Source organism: Micromonospora sp. NPDC002717, from assembly GCF_040295705.1.
In the GTDB taxonomy this organism is placed as follows: Bacteria; Actinomycetota; Actinomycetes; order Mycobacteriales; family Micromonosporaceae; genus Micromonospora.
Genome location: NZ_JBEOVW010000008.1, coordinates 251,419 through 270,656 on the forward strand (window position 1 = coordinate 251,419; position 19,238 = coordinate 270,656).

At 74.0% G+C, this 19,238-nt stretch carries 21 protein-coding genes; 10 read left to right on the forward strand and 11 right to left on the reverse strand.

Going from position 1 to position 19,238, the window contains the following annotated elements:
• Window positions 1-26: 26 nt before the first annotated feature.
• On the reverse strand, window positions 27-197 hold the full coding sequence (locus ABT006_RS14965) for a hypothetical protein (RefSeq protein ID WP_350706584.1): 171 nt from the start codon (window positions 195-197) through the stop codon (window positions 27-29).
• A gap of 266 nt (window positions 198-463) precedes the next feature.
• Between ABT006_RS14965 and ABT006_RS14970 the strand changes: the two genes are divergently transcribed.
• Entirely contained in the window at window positions 464-1,090 is a 627-nt protein-coding gene (locus ABT006_RS14970) for a hypothetical protein (protein WP_350706586.1), read from the forward strand.
• 184 nt (window positions 1,091-1,274) lie between these two features.
• On the forward strand, window positions 1,275-1,640 hold the full coding sequence (locus tag ABT006_RS14975; RefSeq protein WP_350706588.1) for a hypothetical protein: 366 nt from the start codon (window positions 1,275-1,277) through the stop codon (window positions 1,638-1,640).
• 60 nt (window positions 1,641-1,700) lie between these two features.
• On the opposite strand, the gene ABT006_RS14980 is transcribed toward ABT006_RS14975, so the two are convergent.
• Together ABT006_RS14980 and ABT006_RS14985 are read right to left on the reverse strand one after the other, a co-directional pair.
• Window positions 1,701-2,231, reverse strand: a complete 531-nt coding sequence (locus ABT006_RS14980) for a DinB family protein (RefSeq protein WP_350706590.1) — start codon at window positions 2,229-2,231, stop codon at window positions 1,701-1,703.
• Window positions 2,232-2,313: 82 nt separating this feature from the next.
• A complete protein-coding gene (locus ABT006_RS14985) occupies window positions 2,314-3,234 on the reverse strand; it encodes a DUF72 domain-containing protein (RefSeq protein WP_350706592.1) in 921 nt (306 codons plus the stop codon).
• A 130-nt stretch (window positions 3,235-3,364) separates the two neighbouring features.
• Here ABT006_RS14985 and ABT006_RS14990 point away from each other — a divergent pair, with 130 nt between their 5' ends.
• The 5 genes from ABT006_RS14990 (at window position 3,365) to ABT006_RS15010 (ending at window position 7,477) form a co-directional block, all read left to right on the forward strand.
• Entirely contained in the window at window positions 3,365-3,868 is a 504-nt protein-coding gene (locus ABT006_RS14990) for a DinB family protein (protein ID WP_350706594.1), read from the forward strand.
• Window positions 3,869-3,990: 122 nt separating this feature from the next.
• Complete coding sequence (locus tag ABT006_RS14995; RefSeq protein WP_350706596.1) at window positions 3,991-4,803, forward strand: hypothetical protein; 813 nt, start codon at window positions 3,991-3,993, stop codon at window positions 4,801-4,803.
• A 194-nt stretch (window positions 4,804-4,997) separates the two neighbouring features.
• Window positions 4,998-5,735: a Pr6Pr family membrane protein gene (locus ABT006_RS15000; protein WP_350706598.1), complete on the forward strand. Its 738-nt coding sequence runs from the start codon at window positions 4,998-5,000 to the stop codon at window positions 5,733-5,735.
• Between the two features lie 155 nt (window positions 5,736-5,890).
• Window positions 5,891-6,937: an NAD(P)-dependent alcohol dehydrogenase gene (locus tag ABT006_RS15005; protein WP_350706600.1), complete on the forward strand. Its 1,047-nt coding sequence runs from the start codon at window positions 5,891-5,893 to the stop codon at window positions 6,935-6,937.
• 24 nt (window positions 6,938-6,961) lie between these two features.
• Window positions 6,962-7,477 carry a 2'-5' RNA ligase family protein gene (locus tag ABT006_RS15010; protein ID WP_350706601.1) on the forward strand — a complete coding sequence of 172 codons (516 nt, stop codon included), beginning with the start codon at window positions 6,962-6,964 and terminating at the stop codon, window positions 7,475-7,477.
• Between the two features lie 99 nt (window positions 7,478-7,576).
• Here ABT006_RS15010 and ABT006_RS15015 read toward each other — a convergent pair whose 3' ends face one another.
• Entirely contained in the window at window positions 7,577-8,506 is a 930-nt protein-coding gene (locus ABT006_RS15015; protein ID WP_350706603.1) for a DMT family transporter, read from the reverse strand.
• A 100-nt stretch (window positions 8,507-8,606) separates the two neighbouring features.
• On the opposite strand from ABT006_RS15015, the gene ABT006_RS15020 reads away from it, so the two are divergent.
• Entirely contained in the window at window positions 8,607-9,503 is an 897-nt protein-coding gene (locus ABT006_RS15020; protein WP_350706605.1) for a LysR family transcriptional regulator, read from the forward strand.
• 251 nt (window positions 9,504-9,754) lie between these two features.
• Window positions 9,755-10,606, forward strand: a complete 852-nt coding sequence (locus ABT006_RS15025) for a S1 family peptidase (RefSeq protein ID WP_350706607.1) — start codon at window positions 9,755-9,757, stop codon at window positions 10,604-10,606.
• Between the two features lie 101 nt (window positions 10,607-10,707).
• Here ABT006_RS15025 and ABT006_RS15030 read toward each other — a convergent pair whose 3' ends face one another.
• From ABT006_RS15030 to ABT006_RS15050, 5 genes are all read right to left on the reverse strand, one after another.
• The gene (locus ABT006_RS15030) at window positions 10,708-11,628 is read right to left on the reverse strand and encodes a carbohydrate ABC transporter permease (RefSeq protein ID WP_350706609.1); all 921 of its coding nucleotides are present in this window, start codon (window positions 11,626-11,628) and stop codon (window positions 10,708-10,710) included.
• Between the two features lie 58 nt (window positions 11,629-11,686).
• Window positions 11,687-12,637, reverse strand: coding sequence for a carbohydrate ABC transporter permease (locus ABT006_RS15035; protein ID WP_350706611.1), 951 nt, complete (start codon window positions 12,635-12,637; stop codon window positions 11,687-11,689).
• Between the two features lie 8 nt (window positions 12,638-12,645).
• Window positions 12,646-13,998 carry an extracellular solute-binding protein gene (locus tag ABT006_RS15040; protein WP_350706613.1) on the reverse strand — a complete coding sequence of 451 codons (1,353 nt, stop codon included), beginning with the start codon at window positions 13,996-13,998 and terminating at the stop codon, window positions 12,646-12,648.
• A 141-nt stretch (window positions 13,999-14,139) separates the two neighbouring features.
• Window positions 14,140-15,222 (reverse strand): NYN domain-containing protein, encoded by a 1,083-nt coding sequence (locus ABT006_RS15045; RefSeq protein WP_350706615.1) that lies wholly within the window; start codon window positions 15,220-15,222, stop codon window positions 14,140-14,142.
• Window positions 15,223-15,342: 120 nt separating this feature from the next.
• Window positions 15,343-15,684, reverse strand: coding sequence for an MmcQ/YjbR family DNA-binding protein (locus tag ABT006_RS15050; protein ID WP_350706617.1), 342 nt, complete (start codon window positions 15,682-15,684; stop codon window positions 15,343-15,345).
• 118 nt (window positions 15,685-15,802) lie between these two features.
• On the opposite strand from ABT006_RS15050, the gene ABT006_RS15055 reads away from it, so the two are divergent.
• Complete coding sequence (locus ABT006_RS15055) at window positions 15,803-17,026, forward strand: endonuclease (RefSeq protein WP_350706619.1); 1,224 nt, start codon at window positions 15,803-15,805, stop codon at window positions 17,024-17,026.
• Between the two features lie 30 nt (window positions 17,027-17,056).
• Here ABT006_RS15055 and ABT006_RS15060 read toward each other — a convergent pair whose 3' ends face one another.
• Entirely contained in the window at window positions 17,057-18,022 is a 966-nt protein-coding gene (locus ABT006_RS15060; protein WP_350706620.1) for an ion transporter, read from the reverse strand.
• A gap of 113 nt (window positions 18,023-18,135) precedes the next feature.
• Window positions 18,136-19,167 (reverse strand): MBL fold metallo-hydrolase, encoded by a 1,032-nt coding sequence (locus ABT006_RS15065; RefSeq protein WP_350706621.1) that lies wholly within the window; start codon window positions 19,165-19,167, stop codon window positions 18,136-18,138.
• Window positions 19,168-19,238: the final 71 nt, after the last annotated feature.

Genomic DNA, 19,238 nt, shown 5'->3' on the forward strand with positions numbered 1-19,238 from the left:
CGGCGTGCCCGCCGCCCGGGGCCCGGTCACTCGTCGGTCTCGACGGGCACCATCTCGCCGTCCCGCTCGACGCGGGTCTCGCCGCGCTCGGGTGGCGGCGGCACCTGGGACGTCGTCTTGCGCGGATCGTTGCCCGGGTGCATCAGCACCGCGTCGGTGGAGGCGGTCTTCTCCCGGCTCTCGTCGGGCTGCGACATCCTCTTCCCCTCTCGCTCGGATCGTCCGTCCCGCGATCTACCCGCACCGGCCCCGCCGACTCCTCCCGGCCGCGCCCCGTCGCCGGCGCGACCGCCGTACCCGCCGCCGCCCGGCCGGGTCCGCGCCGCGGCGCGGGCGGCGACGCGACCGGTTCCCGGTCTTCCCCGGTATCCGCGTGACCGCGCCCTATCGGCGGGTGACGGACGGGCATAGCCGACCGGGCGGCGGGTATGCCGCAGCGCCCGACACGGTGGAAGGGGATCAGATGTCCGAACGGCACACCGCACTGCGCTCGATGCACGATCTGGGCCTGGCGGCCTGGTTCGGGGGCTCCCTGATGGGAGCGTTCGGCGTCAACGGCGCGGCGGCACAGATGAACGACTCGACCCAGCGGTTGCCGATGGCCTCGGCCGGCTGGGCCCGGTGGACGCCGGTGAACGCCGCCGCGATCGGGGCCCACCTCGCGGGCGCCGTCGGCGAACTGGTGACGGAGAGCCCCCGGATGGCGGCGCAATCGGGAGTCGCCCGGGTCAGCACCCTGAAGACCGCGCTGACGGTCGGCGCGCTGGCGGTGACCGGCTACAGCCGGTTGCTCGGCATGAAGCTGGAGAAGGCCGGCGGCCCGTCGGTCGAGGGGGTCACCGAACCCAATTCGCAGACGCCGTCGAACGTGGCGTCCTGCCAGCGGAAGATGCGGATGCTCCAGTGGGCGGTGCCCGCGCTGACGGGGGCGCTCATCGTGGTGACCGCGTACATGGGCGAGCAGCAGAAGCCCGGCGAGGTGTTCCGGGGGATGCTCGGACGCGCGGGCGGGCTGCCGAAGGGGATGGGCGCGGTGATGGCGATGGGCGCGGCGGCCAAGAAGAAGCGGATGGCGATGGCCGGTCGCTGACCGAGCGACGTGCCCACCGGCCGGCGTCCCGCCGACTCCTCGGCGGCGGGACGCCGCTCCGCGTCCGGAGCCGGGCGGGGCGAGTCCGCCCCGCACGACCCCGCCGGGGCACCGGCGCAGGCATGACCGGCCCCGGGACGGGCAATCGGGGCCGGTAGCGGCGGACCCGACCAGCGAGGTGACCATGGCGGCAGGAGACGGACGCAGCGGGGGCAGGCGCACACCGGAGTCGATCACCCCGTGGGTGACCAGGGACGGCTTCGACGCGGAACCGCCCTGGGGCACCGGCGAGCACGACCCGATGGACGAGGGCAGTGAGGAGACCGCCGTGCCGGAGGGCCGGCGCGGGGACCGCCGCGCCGGCGAGCCGGCGGGGCCGGCCGGGAAGGGGGGCCGGCACGGATTCGGGCCGGTCGAGCCGACCCGTACGCTGCCGGCCGGACCCGGCGCGCCCCCGGACCCGGCGCCGTCCCGGCGGTCCTTCCCCGACGCCGCCGACGTCGAGGAGCGGACGGAGGACGCGCTACGGACCAGGGGCCGGCGCTCCTGAGCGACGTGGGCGGCGGCGCGGTACCTCCCGGCCGCCCCCCGGCCTCGGAGCGCGGCCCGGTCAGGCCCCGGGTCCCGCCGCGCGCAGCAGCCGGAGCTGACCGATCTCGGCGGCGTTCTTCATCAACTCGGCGTTGACCCAGCCGAGCATGTGCGTCACCGTGTGCTCGGCGTCGTCCTGCCAGGGAAACGGTGCCGTGCGGTCGAGGTCGGCGTCGGTGAGGCGGTCGAGGACACCGAGCCACTCGGTACGCAGGCCGCGCAGCCACGCGACGGTCGGCTCGCCCGCGCCCGGCCACTCCACGTCGGCGCGCTGTCGTGGCGGCTGCCCCCGGAGGTGGTCCGTGGCGACCGTCCACCACCAGCCGATGTGCCAGGTCAGCCAGCCGATCGTCGGGACCGGAACCGGGTCGGGTTCGGTGTCGGCCCAGTCGGGCGTCCAGCCGCCGTCGGGGCCGCGACGCACCGTCCAGCAGTGCCCGGCCGGCTCCCAGAGGAAGTCCGCCGGGTCGAGGCGCTCGAGGTGGTATTCGAACAGCGACCACGTCAGGTCGAACTGCCAGCGCAAGAGCGCGCGAGAGGGTGCCACCACCCGGCGATCATGCCGGCCCCGCGCGGCCCGGTCGACGGAATTTGTCCGGCTGGGCCGGCCCACACGGGCCGCACGCCCGCCGTCAGGAGGGCGACGCCGCTCCCGCCCGCGCCGGGCGGACCCGCCCCACCGGTTCGACGCCCAGCAGTTCGGCCAGCCGCTCCGCGTCGCGCTGGGCCTGGTCGCCGCAGCAGTTGTTGAACAGCACGTGCAGCTCGCCGGCCTGCCCGGCCAGCTCGGTCAGCAGCTCCGACCAGCGGCGCAGTTCCTCGTCGCCGTACGCGTAGCGGAACTTCTCCTGCTTGTCCCCCGTCCCCCAGGCGCTGCTGTGCCCGTGGAAGCGGACGAGCGCCAGCTCCGCCGTGGCGAACAGGATGGGCGGCACCGACGAGGGGTGCCCCTGCGGCATGTCCACGCAGACGAACGACAGGTCGCGCTCCCGCAGGAAACCGAGCGTGTCCAGCGCCGCCGTGCCGTCGAACCAGGACCCGTGGCGCAGCTCGACGGCGACCCGCCACGGCCGGCAGCGCTCGGCCAGCTCGGCGATGCGCCGCTCGGCGGCGGCGCCGCGGGCCAGCCACGGCGGGAACTGGAGCAGGACCACACCGAGCCGGTCGGCCGCCGCGATCGGGTCGAGCGCCGCCCGGAACCGGTCCCACAGCTCGTCGTACGCGGTCGCCGGCAGGTCCCGGCGCCGGATCCGGCTCGGGCCGCCGGCGGGGCGCAGGTCGCGGGGCAGCGCCGCCACCGGGGTCGGGTGGCCGGTGAAGAGGCTGAACGCCTTGACGTCGAAGGTGAAGCCCTCCGGCGTGGCGTCGACCCATCCCTGCGTCGTCTCGGGCACGGGCACGGCGTAGTAGGAGGTGTCGACCTCGACCAGGGGAAACCGCCCGGCGTAGAAGCCGAGCCGGCCGGCCGGGGTGTTCGCCGCGCGCGGGTACCACCCCGAGCGCAGCAGCATCTGGTCCGCCCAGGACGACGTGCCCACCTTGATGACACCCATGTGATTCAGTGGATCGCGGATCGGACGAATCGGCAACCGCTGGCGGAAAACCGGCACGGCGGGACGCGGTTCTGTCGGTGGCCGGCCCTATCGTGAGTCCGTTCGGACGTCCGTGAAGAGGGGTGGCGGGATGACCACGACAGAGCAGCTGACCGGTGAGCGGGCCGACCTGTTGGAGACGCTGCGCCTGCACCGCGGCTTCCTCCGGCAGACCGTCGTGGGGCTCACCGACGAGCAGGCCGCGACCCGCAGCACGGTCAGCGAGCTGTGCCCGGGCGGCCTGATCAAGCACGTGACGCAGGTCGAGCACCGGTGGATGCGGTTCGCCGTCGGCGGCGCCGAGGCGATGAACAGTGATCCCGTCGACTGGGCCGGCCAGTTCCGCATGCTCGACGGCGAGACCCTCGCCGGGCTGCTCGCCGACTACGACCGGGTGGCCGCCGCGACGGACGAGTTGATCGCCACGCACGACCTCGACGCCGCCCACCCGTTGCCACAGGCCCCCTGGTTCGAGCCTGGCGCGAGCTGGACGGTCCGCCGCGTCCTGCTGCACCTGATCGCCGAGACCGCCCAGCACGCGGGGCACGCCGACATCCTCCGCGAGGCCATCGACGGCGCCAAGACCATGGGTTGACGCCCCCGCGCGGCCCCGCCCCGCCCCGTCTCCCGGCCCGGTGTTTGTCGGACGTCACACTCACCCCGTGTGACGTCCCGGCATCCGGCGGCGCTGAGGGACACGAGATGAAAGCACACCGGATGGACCAGGAGACTGTCGATCGACTGCTCGGCGGTCCGGTCGTCGACCCGCGGGACGCTCCGCAACCTGTCGCGTCGCTCCTGACGGCGGTCCGTGCCGCACCCCGCGCGGCTGAGCTCGCCGGGGAGGACGCCGCGGTACGGGCGTACCGGCTGGCGCGGGCCGGCACCCCCGTCGGCAGTCCCGAGCGGAGTCGTCGGGGCCGCGCCCTCGCCGGCTTCGGCGTCCGCGCCGCGCTCGCCGGTGTCGCTCTCGCCGTCACCGGCGGGGTGGCCTTCGCCGCGGCCGGGGGCACCCTGCCCGGACCGCTGCGTGGCCCCGCCCCCACCACCGCCACACCCGCGCCGCCCGCGCCGCCCCCGGCCGTCTCCCCCACCGCGGGTCCCGGCCGGCCGTCCGCGCCGCCCACCACGGGGGAGGGTCGACCCGACCCGAGCGCGTCCGTGGCAGAGCTGTGCCGGGCCTACCGGACGGACGGCGACGGCCCGGGCCGCGCCCTGGCCAAGCCGGCCTTCGACGACCTCGTCCGCGCGGCCGGCGGTCGCGGCAAGGTGGCCGGCTACTGCGACCGCCTGCTGCCCGGCGAGTCGGCGGGCCCCGGGTCGTCGGGCACGCCGGTCGACCGGCCCGGCGGCACCCCGACCCCCCAGCAGCCCGGGCGACCCACGACATCGCCCTCCGTCCCGGCCGGCCGGCCCTCGGTGCCCGGCAACGTCCAGGTCTCGCCCGGCAACATCCGGGTCTCGCCCGGCAACGACCAGGTCTCGCCCGACCACGGTCGCCCCGCACCGGGCAGCGGCGGCAGTCGCTGACCCCACGCCATCGCGCCGTGGGCCACGGCGGACCGACGTCTGTCCGCCGGTCACGTGCCCCGGGGCGTCGCCGGGAAGGGGTCGCACGTGACGAACGCGCCGCGCGGGCGGCTCGGCCAACCGGTAGGACGCCGACGCGCACCGGCCGGCGCTCGCCCGGTGCCCCGGATCGGCCCGGCTGATAGCTTGCCCCGATGAGTCTGCGGCGTCGACGCGTGGCGATGGTCTTCCGCGTGGTGATCGTGATCAGCGTGCTGGCCGGGATCGTGCTCACCGCGCTGGGTCCCGCCACCGTCACCGGCCTGCTGCCGTACTTCACCATCCAGAGCAACGTCGCCGTCGGTCTCCTCGCCGGATACGCCGCCTGGCTGGCCTGGCGGGACCGTCCCGAACCGCCGTCGCCGCTCAAGGGCGCGGTCACCCTTTACATCACCATCACCGGCGTGGTCTACCACCTGGTGCTCGCCAACCCCGCCAGCCCGTTCGCGATGCCGCAGCCCGACCGCGCGCTCGGCGAGGCGCTGGGCAACCAGTTCCTGCACACCGTCGTGCCGCTGCTCGCGGTGGCGGACTGGGCGCTGTTCGACCGGCGGGGCCGGCTCCGCCCGCGGTACGCGGCGTGGTGGCTGGCGTTCCCGCTGGGCTACCTCGGTTTCGCGCTGGTCCGTGGGCTGGTGGTCGAGCGGTACCCGTACCCGTTCCTCGACGCCGGGGAGCTGGGCTACGACGGGGTGGGCGTCAGCGCGGTCTTCTTCGCCGTCGCGTTCTGGCTGCTCGGCCTGATCTTCGTGGGCGTCGACCGGGGCCTGGCCCGTCGTGCCGGGCCACCGGCCGCCCCCGCCACGGCCCCGTCCGCGACGGCCGCCCCGGCGCAGCGGCCAGCGGCCGTGTGGGCGGCCGACGGTTCGGAGCAGGCTCCCACCGGCGGGTGAGGCCGACTCACCCGGACGGGGCGAGACGTGGGAGGCGGCCGGCACCCGCGCCGCTCGACGTGGCGCGGGCCCTGCGCCACCGGAAGGCGGGCCGTTTGACCGGGCGCTGAGCGGGCAGGCCGCGGGCGGAGCAAACCGGAGGACAGGAGACGTTCATGCGCGCGCTGCGGTTGCCGAACTGGAAGTCGGAACCCCAGTTGGTCGAGGTCGACGAGCCGGCCCCGGGCCCCGGGCAGGTGGTGGTGAAGATCGGGGCCGCCGGCGCGTGCCACTCCGACCTCCACCTCATGCACGACTTCGAGGCCGGCGCCGTGCCGTGGAACCCGCCGTTCACCCTCGGCCACGAGAACGCCGGCTGGGTGCACGCCCTCGGCGACGGGGTCGCCGGGCTGACGGTGGGCCAGCCGGTGGCCGTCTACGGCCCGTGGGGCTGCGGCACCTGTGCGCGCTGCCGGGTGGGCATCGACCCGTACTGCGAGAACATCGCCGAGGCGCCGGTGCCCGGCGGTGGCGGCGGCCTCGGCCTGGACGGCGGCATGGCCGAGTACATGCTGGTGCCGCACGCCCGGCACGTGGTGCCGCTGCCCGAGGGGCTCGATCCGGTGCTGGCGGCGCCGCTGACCGACGCGGGCCTCACCCCGTACCACGCGATCCGCCGCTCCTGGCAGAAGCTCGGGCCGACCAGCACCGCCGTCGTGATCGGCGTCGGTGGGCTCGGCCACGTCGGCGTGCAGATCCTCAAGGCCACCACCGCGGCCCGGGTGATCGCGGTGGACACCCGCGAGGAGGCGCTGAAGCTCGGCGAGGAGTGCGGCGCGGACCTCACCATGCTCTCCGGCGAGGGCACCGCCCAGGAGATCCGCCGGGCCACCGGCGGCCGGGGCGCCGACGTGGTGCTGGACTTCGTCGGGGCCAGCCCCACCCTCGCGCTCGGCGCCGCCGCCGCCCGCACCGTCGGCGACCTCACCATCGTCGGCATCGGCGGCGGCACGCTGCCGGTGAGCTACTTCGGCGTGCCGTACGAGGTGAGCATCCAGACCACGTACTGGGGCAGCCGGCCGGAGCTCATCGAGGTGCTCGAACTGGGCGCCCGGGGCATGGTGAAGCCGAAGGCCAGCACCTTCCGGCTCGACGAGGCGGTCGTCGCGTACCGGAAGATGGCCGACGGCACGCTGGAGGGCCGGGCCGTCGTCGTGCCGTGACCACCGCGACCCTAGAGTGATCATGTGGTCGCGGCGCTGGAGCTCTACCTGGACACCGACGCCACCCGGCGGATCCGGGTGCTCTGGGACGCGCTGGAGACCGAGGGCGTGCAGAGCATGCGGTCGCTGCTGGAGCAGCGCCACCGGCCGCACGTCTCGCTCGCCGTCGCGCCCCGCTTCGACCCGGAGCGGGTCGCGGCGGCGCTGCGCGGCACGGTGGTGGCCGCGCCGCTGCGGTTGAGTTTCCAGCACGCCGGTCAGTTCGTCGGGCGGGTGCTCTGGCTGGGCCCGACCCCCACCGCCGAGCTGCTCGCGCACCACGCCGAGGTGCACGGCCGGCTGGCCGAGGCCGGCATCGGGCTGGTCGAGCACTACCAGCCGGGGCGCTGGGTGCCGCACTGCACGCTGTCGATGCGGGTGCCGAACGCGCTGATGGCCGCCGCCGTGCGCCGCTGCCTGGAGGTGCTGCCGCTGGAGGCGACCGTGGTCGGCGCGGCCCTCACCGACCACGCCCGGGGCATCTCGGTCCCGCTGCCGTAGCGGCTGGGACCGGTTGACCGCCGGCGCGCCGCGTCGAGCCCGCCGGTGCGCCACCCCGCCAGGCCCTCGCCGGAACGCCGCAGCCCGCCGGGTGCGCCGTCATGACCGGGCGGCGATCGGGTGCGGCGGGTTCCCGGCGGGCGGGGCGTCCCGGGCCGCCGCGCCGCGCCGGGTCAGCGCCACGCCGGCGAGCACGACGACCATCCCGCCGACCGTACGCGGCGTCAGGCCCTCGCCGAGGAACACGGCCCCCAGCGCCACGGACACCACCGGCAGCAGGTATCCGACGGCGGCGGCGTTCGTCGCGCCCTCCTCCGCGACGACCCGGAAGGTGAGGTGGAAGGTGACCGCCGTGCAGAGCACGCCGAGGACGACGACGGCGACGGCGGTCGCCGGGGTGGGCCGGGGCATCACCAGGCCGCCGGCGGGCAGGGCGAGGACGCTCCACCCGGTGGCCGCCACGAGCTGGGCGGCGGACAGCGCGATCGTGGGGGTACCCCGGCCGGCCAGCTCGCGGCCCATCCAGGCGAAGCCGACCGCGTAACTCGCGGCGGCACCGAGGATGGCGAGCGAGTCCACACTGACCAGCCCCGCCCGGCCCCAGGGCGCGAAGATCGTCAGTACGCCGGCGAAGCCGAGCAGCAGCCCGGTCAGTCGGACCGGACGCGGCGCCCGCTCCGTGCCGAGGGCGACCCCGAGCAGCACCGACCAGAGGGGCGTCGTGGCGTTCAGCACGCCGGCCACTCCGGAGTCGACGGTCCGCTCCCCCACGCTGAACAGGGCGAACGGCAGGGCGTTGCAGAAGAAGGCAGCGATCACCAGGCGGCCCCACGTCGCCCGGTCGCGGGGCAGGCGGTGCCCCACCCAACGGCAGGCGACCAGCAGCGCGGCGGCGCCGAGGGCGCACCGGGCGACGGTGACCTGGGCCGGGGAGAACCCCTCCAGGGCCACCTTGATCCACAAGAAGGTCGAGCCCCACAGCAGGGCCAGTACGCCCAGCCGCAGCACCGCCCACGGTCCCCCGCCCATCGCCGCCCCCGTCTCGCCGCACCGCCGTCCCGGTCCACCGTGCCCGGAGCAACCCAACAGCACAAGTGAATGTTTCTGCCGAACTGTTAAGGTCTGCTACATGCTCGACGTACGGCGGATGCAGGTCCTGCGCGCGGTGGTGACCAGCGGATCGGTGACGGCCGCCGCGGCGCACCTGGGCTACACGCCGTCCGCCGTCAGCCAGCAGATCGCCGCGCTGGAGAAGCAGGCCGGCACGGCGCTGCTGGAGCGGTCCGGCCGGGGCGTGCGTCCCACGGCCGCCGGGCGGCTGCTCACCGAGCACGCCGCCGTCATCGGCCGGCACCTCGCCGAGGCGGAGACCGCCCTCGCCGAGCTGCGGGCCGGACGCACGGGGCGGCTGGCGGTCCGCTACTTCGCCACCGCCGGAGCCGCCCTGGTGCCGCCGGCGTTGGCCCGCTTTCGCCGCGAGCACCCCGACGTCCGCGTCGACCTCCGGCTGGTCGACCCCGACGATCCGCTGCCCGAGGTGGAGCGGGGCGAGGCCGACCTGGCCATCGTGGTCCGCCGCCGGGGGCAGGCCCGCGACGGCGTACGGCTCGTCCATTTGCTCGACGACCCCTACCTGGTCGTCCTGCCACGGGAGCACCGGCTCGCCGGCGCGCGGGTGCTGGACCTGACCGACCTCGCCGACGAACCCTGGGTGGGCAGCGAGCCGGCCGGCCCGTGCCGGGAGGCCGTGCTGGACGCCTGCGGCGCGGCCGGCTTCAGCCCGGCCGTCGCCGTCGAGAGCGAGGACTACCCGACCACGCAGGCGTTCGTGGCCGCCGGGCTCGGGGTCGGGGTGGTCCCGCGCACCGCGCTGGACAGCCCGCACCCCGACGTGGTGGTCCGCCCCCTGCGCCACCCACGGCCGGTCCGGGCGATCCACGCGGCCGTCCGGGAGGCCGCGCTGGACCAGCCCGCCCTGCGCGGCCTGCTCGACGCGCTCCGGCACGCCGCCGCCGCGCGCCGCTGACATCTCCGCGGCCGGCGCCGCGCGCCACTGACACCCGCCCGCCCGGCCGGCGCCGCCGCCGCGCGCCACTGACACCTGCCCGGCCGGCGCCGCCGCCGCGCCGCGTTCGCCGGCGTCGATCCTCGTCGGCGGCAGCCCCCGACGGGGGACTCCGGCGGGTCCGCAGACTGCCGCGCCCGTGGCTTGTCCGCGTCAGGCCCGCGGGTGGATCCTGTAGGGAATCGACAGAGACGGATCTATCGGAGGTTCGGATGCGTCGTCTCCCGCTCGCCCTGCTCCTGCTCGCCGCGATGATGCTCGGCCTGCCGGCGCCCGCCCACGCCGCCCCCGACCACGCCGACGCCGCCCGCGCCGCGGCCACGCTCGCAGCGGTCCGCACCCCCGGCACCGCCTGGGGGCTCGACCCGGCCACCGGACGGATGACGCTGACTGTCGACGACACCGTCCCGGCCCGGGACGTGGCGGCGCTCCGGGCGACCGCCGCACGCGCCGGGGCGCTGCTGCACCGGGAGCCGGGCCACCTGCGCGTCCTCATCGCCGGCGGGCAGGCCGTCTACGGCGGCGGCGGACGGTGCTCGCTGGGCGCCAACGTCCGCAGCGGCACCACCGCCTACTTCGTGACCGCCGGCCACTGCACCGTCGCCGCCTCGACCTGGTACGCCGACAGCGCGCAGACCACCGTCCTCGGCACCCGGACCGGCACCAGCTTCCCCGGCAACGACTACGGTCTGGTCCGCCACACCGGCGCGATCGCCCACCCCAGCGCGGTCTACACCCACCCCGGGCTGCTCACCGTCTACGGCGCCGGCAACGCCTACATCGGCCAGGCGGTCTGCCGCAGCGGCGCCACCACGGGCGTACGCTGCGGCAGCGTCACCGGACTCAACGCGACCGTCAACTACGCCCAGGGCACCGTGACCGGCCTGATCCGGACCAACATCTGCGCCGAGCCCGGCGACAGCGGCGGGCCCCTCTACGTGGCCGCCACCGGCACCATCCTCGGCGTCCTCTCCGGAGGCAGCGGCAACTGCGCCACCGGCGGCACCACCTACTACCAGCCGATCACCGAGATCCTGGCCGCGTACGGGCTGACGATTCCCTGACCGACCGGGCCTTGCGCACCGCCGGCCGCCCGGCGGCGCGGGTCGACTTCCGCGGAACCGGCCCGACCCGACCCGTACGGCGGGTCGGGCCGCTCCGTGCGTCAGCCCTTGCGGCCGGTGGTGGCGATGCCCTCGACGAAGTGGCGCTGGGCGAGGAAGAACAGCACCAGCATCGGCACGGTCGCGATGACGCTGCCCGCGAGCACGATCTCCCACTGCTGCTCGCCGCCGTAGCCGAAGCGGTCCAGCACCACCTTCAGCCCGCGCGGCAGGGTGTACAGCTCCTCGTTGCGCAGGTAGATCAGCGGCTTCATCAGGTCCGTCCAGCTCGCCTTGAACTCGAAGACGAAGGCCACCAGCAGGGCGGGACGGATCAACGGAAAGGCCAGCTTCCAGAACAACTGCGGGTAGCTCGCCCCGTCGACCCGGGCCGCCTCGAAGTACTCGCGGGGCAGCGAGAGCAGGAACTGCCGCAGCAGGAAGACGTAGAACGCCGAGCCGAACAGGTTGCCCGCCCACAGCGGCACCTGGGTGCCGGTCAGCCGCAGCTCCGACCAGATCAGGTACGTCGGGATCATGGTGACCGCGAACGGCAGCATCATCGTCGCGAGCACCAGCCCGAACAGGATGTCCCGCCCGGGGAACCGGAAGTACGCGAACCCGAACGCCACCCACGCGCTGGACAGCGTCACCGCGACCGCCGCCGCGACGCCGATCACCAGGCTGTTGAGCAGCCAGGTGACCATCGGCACGGCCTGCCACGCCTCGGCGTAGTTCCCCGGCGCGAACGGGGTGGGCAGGAACCCGGTGGAGAAGACGTACTCACGGGGCCGCAGCGAGGCGCTGATCAGCCAGACGAACGGCGCCGTGAACACCACGGCGGCGCCGACGAGGGCGAGCACGAGCAGCGCCCGCTGCCAGACCGGCCGCCCGGCGTCCTCGGCCGCCGGCCGGCGCTCGACGGCCGACGGCGCGGCGGCGGCCACGGGGGCGGCGACCGTCCGCTCTGCCGCGGCCGTCACGACCGGCCTCCCTCGGCCCGGCGCGCGCGGGCCACGCCGCGTCGCCCCCGGTGCCCCGTCACGGCCGGTCTCCCTCGTAGTACACGAAGCGGTTGCTCAGCTTCACCTGCACCAGCGTGATGATCAGGATGATCACGAAGAGCAGCCAGGCCATCGCGGAGGCGAAGCCCATGTGCAGGAACTGGAACGCCTCCTGGAACAGGTGGATGACGTAGAACGACGCGGCGTCGCTGTTGAACGAGCCCTGCGTCTGCCGGTTGCCGAAGTACATGGTGTAGACCTCGGTGAACATCTGCAGGGACGCGATGGTGTTGACGACCAGGGTGAAGAAGAGCGCACCGGAGATCATCGGCAGCGTCACGTGCCGGAACCGGGCCCAGCCGCCGGCGCCGTCGATGCTCGCCGCCTCGTACAGGTCACGCGGCACGTTCTGCAGGGCGGCCAGGTAGATGATCACGGTGGAGCCGAGGCTCCACAGGCTCATCAGGACGATGCCGGGCATCACCCAGTCGGGGTCGGTGGTCCAGCTCGGACCCTCGATCCCGACCAGGGCGAGGCCGCGGTTGATCAGGCCGTCCTGGGTGTTGAGCAGGAGCAGGAACAGGATGCCGACCGCCACCGCCGGGGTCATCACCGGCAGGTAGAAGACGGTACGGAAAAAGCCCTGCAACCGTCCCACCCGCTTGAGCAGCAGCGCCAGCCCCAGCGAGATGGCCATCACCAGCGGCACGTGCAGGGCCGTGTAGTAGACGGTGTTGCCCAGGCTGCGGGCCACCATCGGGTCGGCCATCAGCTCCCGGTAGTTGTCCAGGCCGGTGTACCGGGGCGCGTTGATCACGTCGTACTCGGTGAAGCTGAGCCAGGCGCTGGCAATCATCGGCCCGGCGTTGAAGACCAGGAACCCGACGATCCAGGGCGCCAGGAAGACGTACGCCCAACGCGCCTCCCGCCGGGCCAGCGGCGTACGACGCCGCCGGCCGGCGGGGGCGGGGACGGTGGTGGTGGCCATCCCCGGGCCTACTTCGACGCCTTGTCCAGCGCGGCGGTCGCCTCCTGCTGGGCGCGGGCCAGCGCCTGCGCCGGCTGCGCCTGGCCGGAGAGCACCCGGTTGACGGCGTCCGTCCAGGCCTTGTCGAACTCGGCGCCGGCGGGCGAGGCGGGCATGGCGAACGCGCTGTCCTGCACCGAGCGGATGGTGGCCACCGCGTCGTCGAACCGCTTGTTGCCGGTGGGCTGGTACAGCTCGTCGAAGATCCGCTTGTCGGCGGCGACGTTGCCCGTGTAGACGCCGGTGAACGGCTGGCCCGCGGCCTTGCGCGCGTCGGCGCGGGCCTTGGCCGCGGCGACCCAGGTGTCGGTGGCGGTCACCGTCCTGGCGAAGGCGCACGCCGCGTCCGGGTTCCTGGCCCCCTTGGGGACCACCCAGGCCTGCCCGGAGGACAGGGTGACCGGCTTGCCCTGCCGATCGACGAAGGGCTTGACCACCAGCTCGGCCTTCGGGCTGTTCTTGGCGGCCTGGTTGAGGAACCACTCCTCCATCGGCCACGCGACGATCTGGTTCTTGGCCAGGGGGTTCTGCGCGCCGAAGAAGTCGAAGGTGTCCCGGAAGGACTTGAACTTCCCCCAGCCACCCTGGTCCTGGATCAGCTTGACGCCGGTGGTGAGCGCCTCGACCACCCTGGGGTCGTCGAGGTTCGCCTTCGTCCCGTCGGCGGAGAGCAGGTCGGCCCCGTTGGCCTTGGCCCACATGGGCAGGAACTCGGGGATCTTCGGGTCGATGCCGATGCGGGAGAGCCGGCCCCCGGAGACGGTGGCCAGCTTGGCGTTGAGCGCCGGCAGCCCCGCCCAGTTCGCGAGGTCGACGTCGTCGGGGGTCAGCCCCGCCTGCCGCAGCAGCGCCTCGTTGAGGTAGACCACCCGGACGCTGGAGAACTCCGGGATGCCGTAGACGGTGCCGTCGAGGGTGACCTGCTCCCTGGCGGCGGGCCGGTACTGCCCCATGTCGATGTCCTGCTTCTCGACGCAGTCCGTCAGCGGCTGGATGGAGCCGCGCTCGGCGTAGGTGCCGATCAGCTTGCGGTCCATGTAGACCAGGTCCGGCGGGTTGCCGGAGGCGACCGCGGAGAGGAACTGCTGCTCGTCGAAGGCTCCCTCGGTGATCTTCAGGTCGACGTCCGGGTGGTCGCGCGTGAACGCGTCCACGCGCGTCCTGGCGATCTCGTCGGACAGGCCGAAGCCCATCGTGCTCAGGGCACCCTTGGTGGCCGTGCCACCGCCACCGCCCCCGTCGCCACCGCCGACGCCTCCGCAGCCGCTGACCGCCAGGGCGAACACCCCGACGAGCGCAGCCGCCCGCACCATCCGTGTCATGACAGTTCCTCCCGAGAGCCGGCGGGCGGCAGTGCCCGCGCCAGCGCACCTTCTCCGATCCTCGGGATCGCCAAACATCACTGCGGGAACTGGCGTCCGTGGGAGGGCCGGCGCCAGCCGCCGGCACGGCCACCGGTGTGGTCAGGAGGACTGCGGGGTGAGCAGGTAGTCGTCGGCGTCCTGGCTCCACCGCAGGTCGACGATGCCGCTGGTGGCTGCCGCCTTGCAGAACTGGAGGAAGCTGCGGTAGCCGAGCTTCTTCTCGCTGAAGTCGGGCCGCGCCCGGCGGAGCTGGTTCTTCAGGCCGGACAGCGCCACCGCCCCCTCGTCGCCGGCCAGGTCGGACACCACCGAGCGGAGCAGCCCGAACGCCACCTCCCGGTCGCCGTGCTCGGGCAGGGACACCTCGGGGTCGCCCTTGGCGGGGCCCTCCCCCAGCTCGACGACGTTGTGCTGGGCGAGGTGTCGCAGCAGCTCGCCGAAGGTGCGGAAGCCGTAGTCGGACTCGCTGAACGTCGGGTCCTTCCTGAGCAGGGTCCGCTTCAGCGTCGAGGCGGTCACCGCGCCGCTGGAGCTGCCCTGCAGGCCGGCCACGGTCTGCGCCACCAGCACGGCGAGCGTGTCGACGTCGCGGGCGGCTTCCTCGCCCACCGGCTGCGGCTCGGGCTCCCGCTCCGGCTCGGCCTGCTGCGCCTCCGGGCCGGGCAGCCGCGCCGGGCGGGCGCGCCGGCCCCGCGCCGGGGGAACGTCGACGCCCTCCAGGCGGTCGTAGTAGAGGAACTCGTCGCAGGCGGGCGGCAGCAGCGCCGAGGTCGACTTCTCCACGCCGACCCCGATGACGCGCTTGTTCAGCTCGCGCAGCTTGTGCACGAGGGGCGTGAAGTCGCTGTCGCCGGTGCAGATCACGAACGTCGAGATGTAGCCGCGCTCGAAGGCCAGTTCCACCGCGTCGACGGCCATCTTGATGTCGGCGGCGTTCTTGCGGGAGGCGCCCATGCGCTGGGGTATCTCGATGAGTTCGACGTGTGACCGGGTGAGCATCCGGCGGTCCTCGTCGAAGTACGACCAGTCGGCGTACGCCCGGCGCACCACCACCCGGCCGCGCTCGGCGAGGGCGTCGGCGATGGGACGGAGGTCGAAGGCCGCCCCGCCGAGGTGGTCGCGCGCCCCCAGCGCGAGGTTCTCGTAGTCGAGGAACAGGGCGATGCGGTCCTCTTGATCCACGCGAACCACCCTACGCCGCCGACGGTCCGACGGCCGGCGACGTGGCGGACCCCGCCGCCGCGAATCTCCCGCCGGCCGGGCCGGCCGGGCGGTGGGCCGCTGGTCGTCGGGGCGCCTCGCTCAGCCGCCCAGTCGCTGGCGCGCGAGGAACTTCGGCACGACCATCCGCCAGGCATCCGTCACCAGCTCCGTCATGTGGTCGCGGTCGAGCCGGTCAAGGCGACAGCACACCCAGTTGAAGCGCAGGTCGGCCGCGTCGGGCAGGAGGAACAGGTCCGGGTCGCCGGCGACGAGCCCGGCGCGTTCCTCCTTCGGGTACGCGAACCCCATCGTCGTCTCGTCCCGGGAGAACGCGACGTAGACGAGGGCACCGACGCGGAACTTCACGCGGTCCCGGATGAGGTGCTCGGTGGTCCGTGGCAGGGTCAGTGCCAGTGCGCGGACGTCGGCGACGGTGACCATGCCCCGACGGTAGTGGCCGGCCGGGCCGAGGGAGGGCCGCGCCGCCGACGGCTCGCGCCCGAAATGTTGCGCTCCCGCTCTCCCGGCGTTCACACCCGCACCGATAGCATCGCTGTTCATGAATACGAAGAACAGCACCCGCTCGCGGCCCAGAAGGCTCGCGACGGCGTTCGCGCTGGCCGCCGTGCTGGTGGCGCCCGTGGTGGTGACGACGGCGGTGGCCTCGGCCGCCACCACCCTGACCGTGGCCCAGGCGCTCGCCACCCAGGACGGTCGGACGGCGACCGTGACCGGCTACGTGATCGGTCAACCGACCAGCAACACGACCGTGCTGCGGTCGGGTTTCACGTCCGACACCGCGATCGCGATCGCCGACACGGCGGCCGAGACCAGCACGAGCAGGATGCTCTACGTCCAGGTCACCGCCGCCTACCGGAGCACCTTCGGGCTGCTCACCACCCCGGGCCTGCGGGGCCAGCGCGTCACCGCCACCGGCACGCTGACCGCCTACTTCAGCCACGGCGGCCTGAAGAACCCGACGGCGATGACCCTCGGCGGCGGTGGCGGCACGCCCTCGCCGACCCAGTCGCCGACGCCGGGCCCCACCCAGTCGCCGACGCCGGGCCCGACCCCGACCTCGCCCGGCGGCGACTACGACTCCACCTACTACGCCAGCGCGATCGGCAAGACCGGCCCGGCGCTGCGCAGCTCGCTGCACTCGATCATCAAGGTGCACACCAAGCTCTCCTACGACCAGGTGTGGGAGGCGCTGCGGGACACCGACCAGGACCCGGCGAACACCAACAACGTGATCCTGCTCTACACCGGCCGGTCGCAGAGCAAGACCAGCAACGGCGGCGGTGTCGACGACTGGAACCGCGAGCACGTCTGGGCCAAGTCGCACGGCGACTTCGGCACCGCGACCGGCCCCGGGACCGACGTCCACCACCTGCGGCCGACCGACGTCTCGGTCAACTCCACCCGGGGCAACAAGGACTTCGACAACGGCGGCAGCCCCGTCGCCGAGGCGCCCGGCTGTTACACCGACGCCGACTCGTGGGAGCCGCGCAACGCGGTGAAGGGCGACGTGGCCCGCATGATCATGTACATGGCGATCCGGTACGAGGGCACCGACGGCTGGCCCAACCTGGAGATGAACCAGTCGGTCAACAACGGCACCGCGCCGTACCACGGCCGGATGTCGGTGCTGCTGCAGTGGAACCAGCTCGACCCGCCGGACGCCTTCGAGAAGCGCCGCAACCAGCGGATCTACGAGCGTTGGCAGGGCAACCGGAACCCGTTCGTCGACCATCCGGAGTGGGCGACGGCCATCTGGGGCTGACCCGCCCCACCGACGCTGCGGCCGGTCCCCCTACCCGGGGGGCCGGCCGCCCGTACGTTCGCCGTGGTGGTGGCGGGCCGGGCCGTGGCCGTCCTCCCGGTCGATGCGCAGCTCCCGTTCCAGCTCGGCGATGACCGCCCGTAGGTCGTCCAGCCGCTGGGTCAGTGCGATCCGGTCCACCTCGTCCGGCACGCCGTCGCCGTCCTCGTCGTAGTCGGGCGACAACCGCTCGGTCATCTCCAGCCGACGGGCCTCCTCCATCGAGTTCACGATGACGGCGATCAGGATGTTCAGCAGCAGGTTCACCGTGATCATCACGTAGCTGACGTAGTAGAGCAGCGTCCACGGCGACACCGCCATGCCCTGCGCGATGAGGTCCGGCAGGGTCTCCAGCGACAGCAGCACGAACAGGGTCAGCAGGGAACGACCGATGTCGCCGTACTGCTCCGGATATCGCTCCCCGAAGATCAGCCAGCCGGCCATGCCGTAGACGTAGAGGGTCACGGCGGCCAGCGCGAGGAAGCCGGCCACGCCGGGGATGCTGCGCCACAGCGCCGCCACGATCGTGCGCAGCCCCGGCGAGAACCGCACCAGCCGCAGCACCCGGGCGACCCGCACGAAGCGCAGCAGCGCCGAGTCGCCGTGCAGGCCGGGGATGAAGATCGCCGCCGTCACCACAAAGTCGAAGACGTTCCAGCCGTGCCGGAAGAAGTCCTGCGGCCGGCGGCCGTACGCCAGCACCCGGATGGCGATCTCGACGACGAAGACCAGCCGGAACAGCCACTCGCACCAGCGCAGGGCCCGTCCCGCGGCACCGAGGTCCGGGTATGTCTCGACGCCGAGCACCACCCCGTTCGCCATGATGACCACGACGATGAGCACGTCGAACGGCCGCGACCGGGCGATCCGGGCGCACCGTTCCGCCACGCCCGGCGGGCCGCCGGACGCAGCCGTCGACCCGCCACCCCGCTGGGTGGGCACGGACGGGCGGCTCACCGCCCCCACGCCCCCGTACCGCTCCGTGCGGCCACGGACGGGTCGTCGGGCAGGAGCGGGGTAGGCATGCGGACAGCCTAGAGGCGCGCCGGGGACGGGGTTTCGCGCCGCGTTCAGGCGCTCGCGTAGCAGCGCAGCCCGTCGACGTCGGCCCGGGTCAGGCGCCCCTGCGCGACCAGCAGCTCGAGGTGCGCCGCGGTCTCGGTGACGGCGAGCATGCGGTTGAAGACGTCCAGGTCGCCCAGCTCGCGTTCCCGCCTGGTCCAGCGCAGCCGCGCCGCGACCTCGTACGCCGACTGCGCGCCACGGGCGACGGCGACCTCCGTCTCGTCGAGCCGTGCGCCGTGGTGCGCGACCAGCTCGTCGACGCGTGCGTGCACGCTCGGGGTCACCGGCCCGTGCGCCGGGAGCAGCCGCGCGTCGGGCCGCTGCCGCACCAGCGCGAGCGAGCCGAGGAAGTCGCCGAGGGGGTTCGCGGAGAGCACGGGCTCGAACCCGATCGACGGCGTGATGGTGGGCAGCACGTGGTCGCCGGCGAACAGCAGCCGCGCCCCGGTGTCGTGGAAGACGACGTGGCCGCGGGTATGCCCCGGGGTCTCGACGACGTGCAGGGTGCGGTCACCGTGCCTGACCTCGTCCCCGCCGCGGAACCAGTCGTCCGGCAGCTCCCAGTCCTCTTCGGGGGCGCGCCCCCGGGTGATCCTCGCCAGGGTGTCGGCCAGCTCGCCCGCGCCGAGCAGCCGCAGGCGGTCGAGCTGCTCGGCGAGCGGGTCCCGCTCCGGCGACATGGTGACCTCGAGGCTCGGGCGCTCGCCGGCGCCGAGGCTCACCCGCATGCCGAACTCGCGGCGCAGGTGCACGGCCTGCGTGTAGTGGTCCCGGTGCATGTGCGTCACGAGGAAGCGGCGGACGTCCTTGACCGTCGAGTCCAACTCCTCCAGCGCCGCGTCGAGGGTGGCCCGCGCTCCGGCGACCGCCCACCCCGAGTCGACCAGCACCAGACCGTCGTCGTGGCGCAGGACGTACACGTTCACCGCCCGCAGGCCGTCATTGGGCAGCGGCAGCGGCACGCGCCAGACCCCGGGGGCGACCTCGAACGCGCCGGGCGTGGTCCAGTCGTCGGGGCTGCCGTCGTCCAAGGTCATGGCCCCGACCATAGTTCCCGTCCGGGCCGGTCCGGGCGGCGCTGCCGGTGGCCTCCGTCACGCCGACGCCC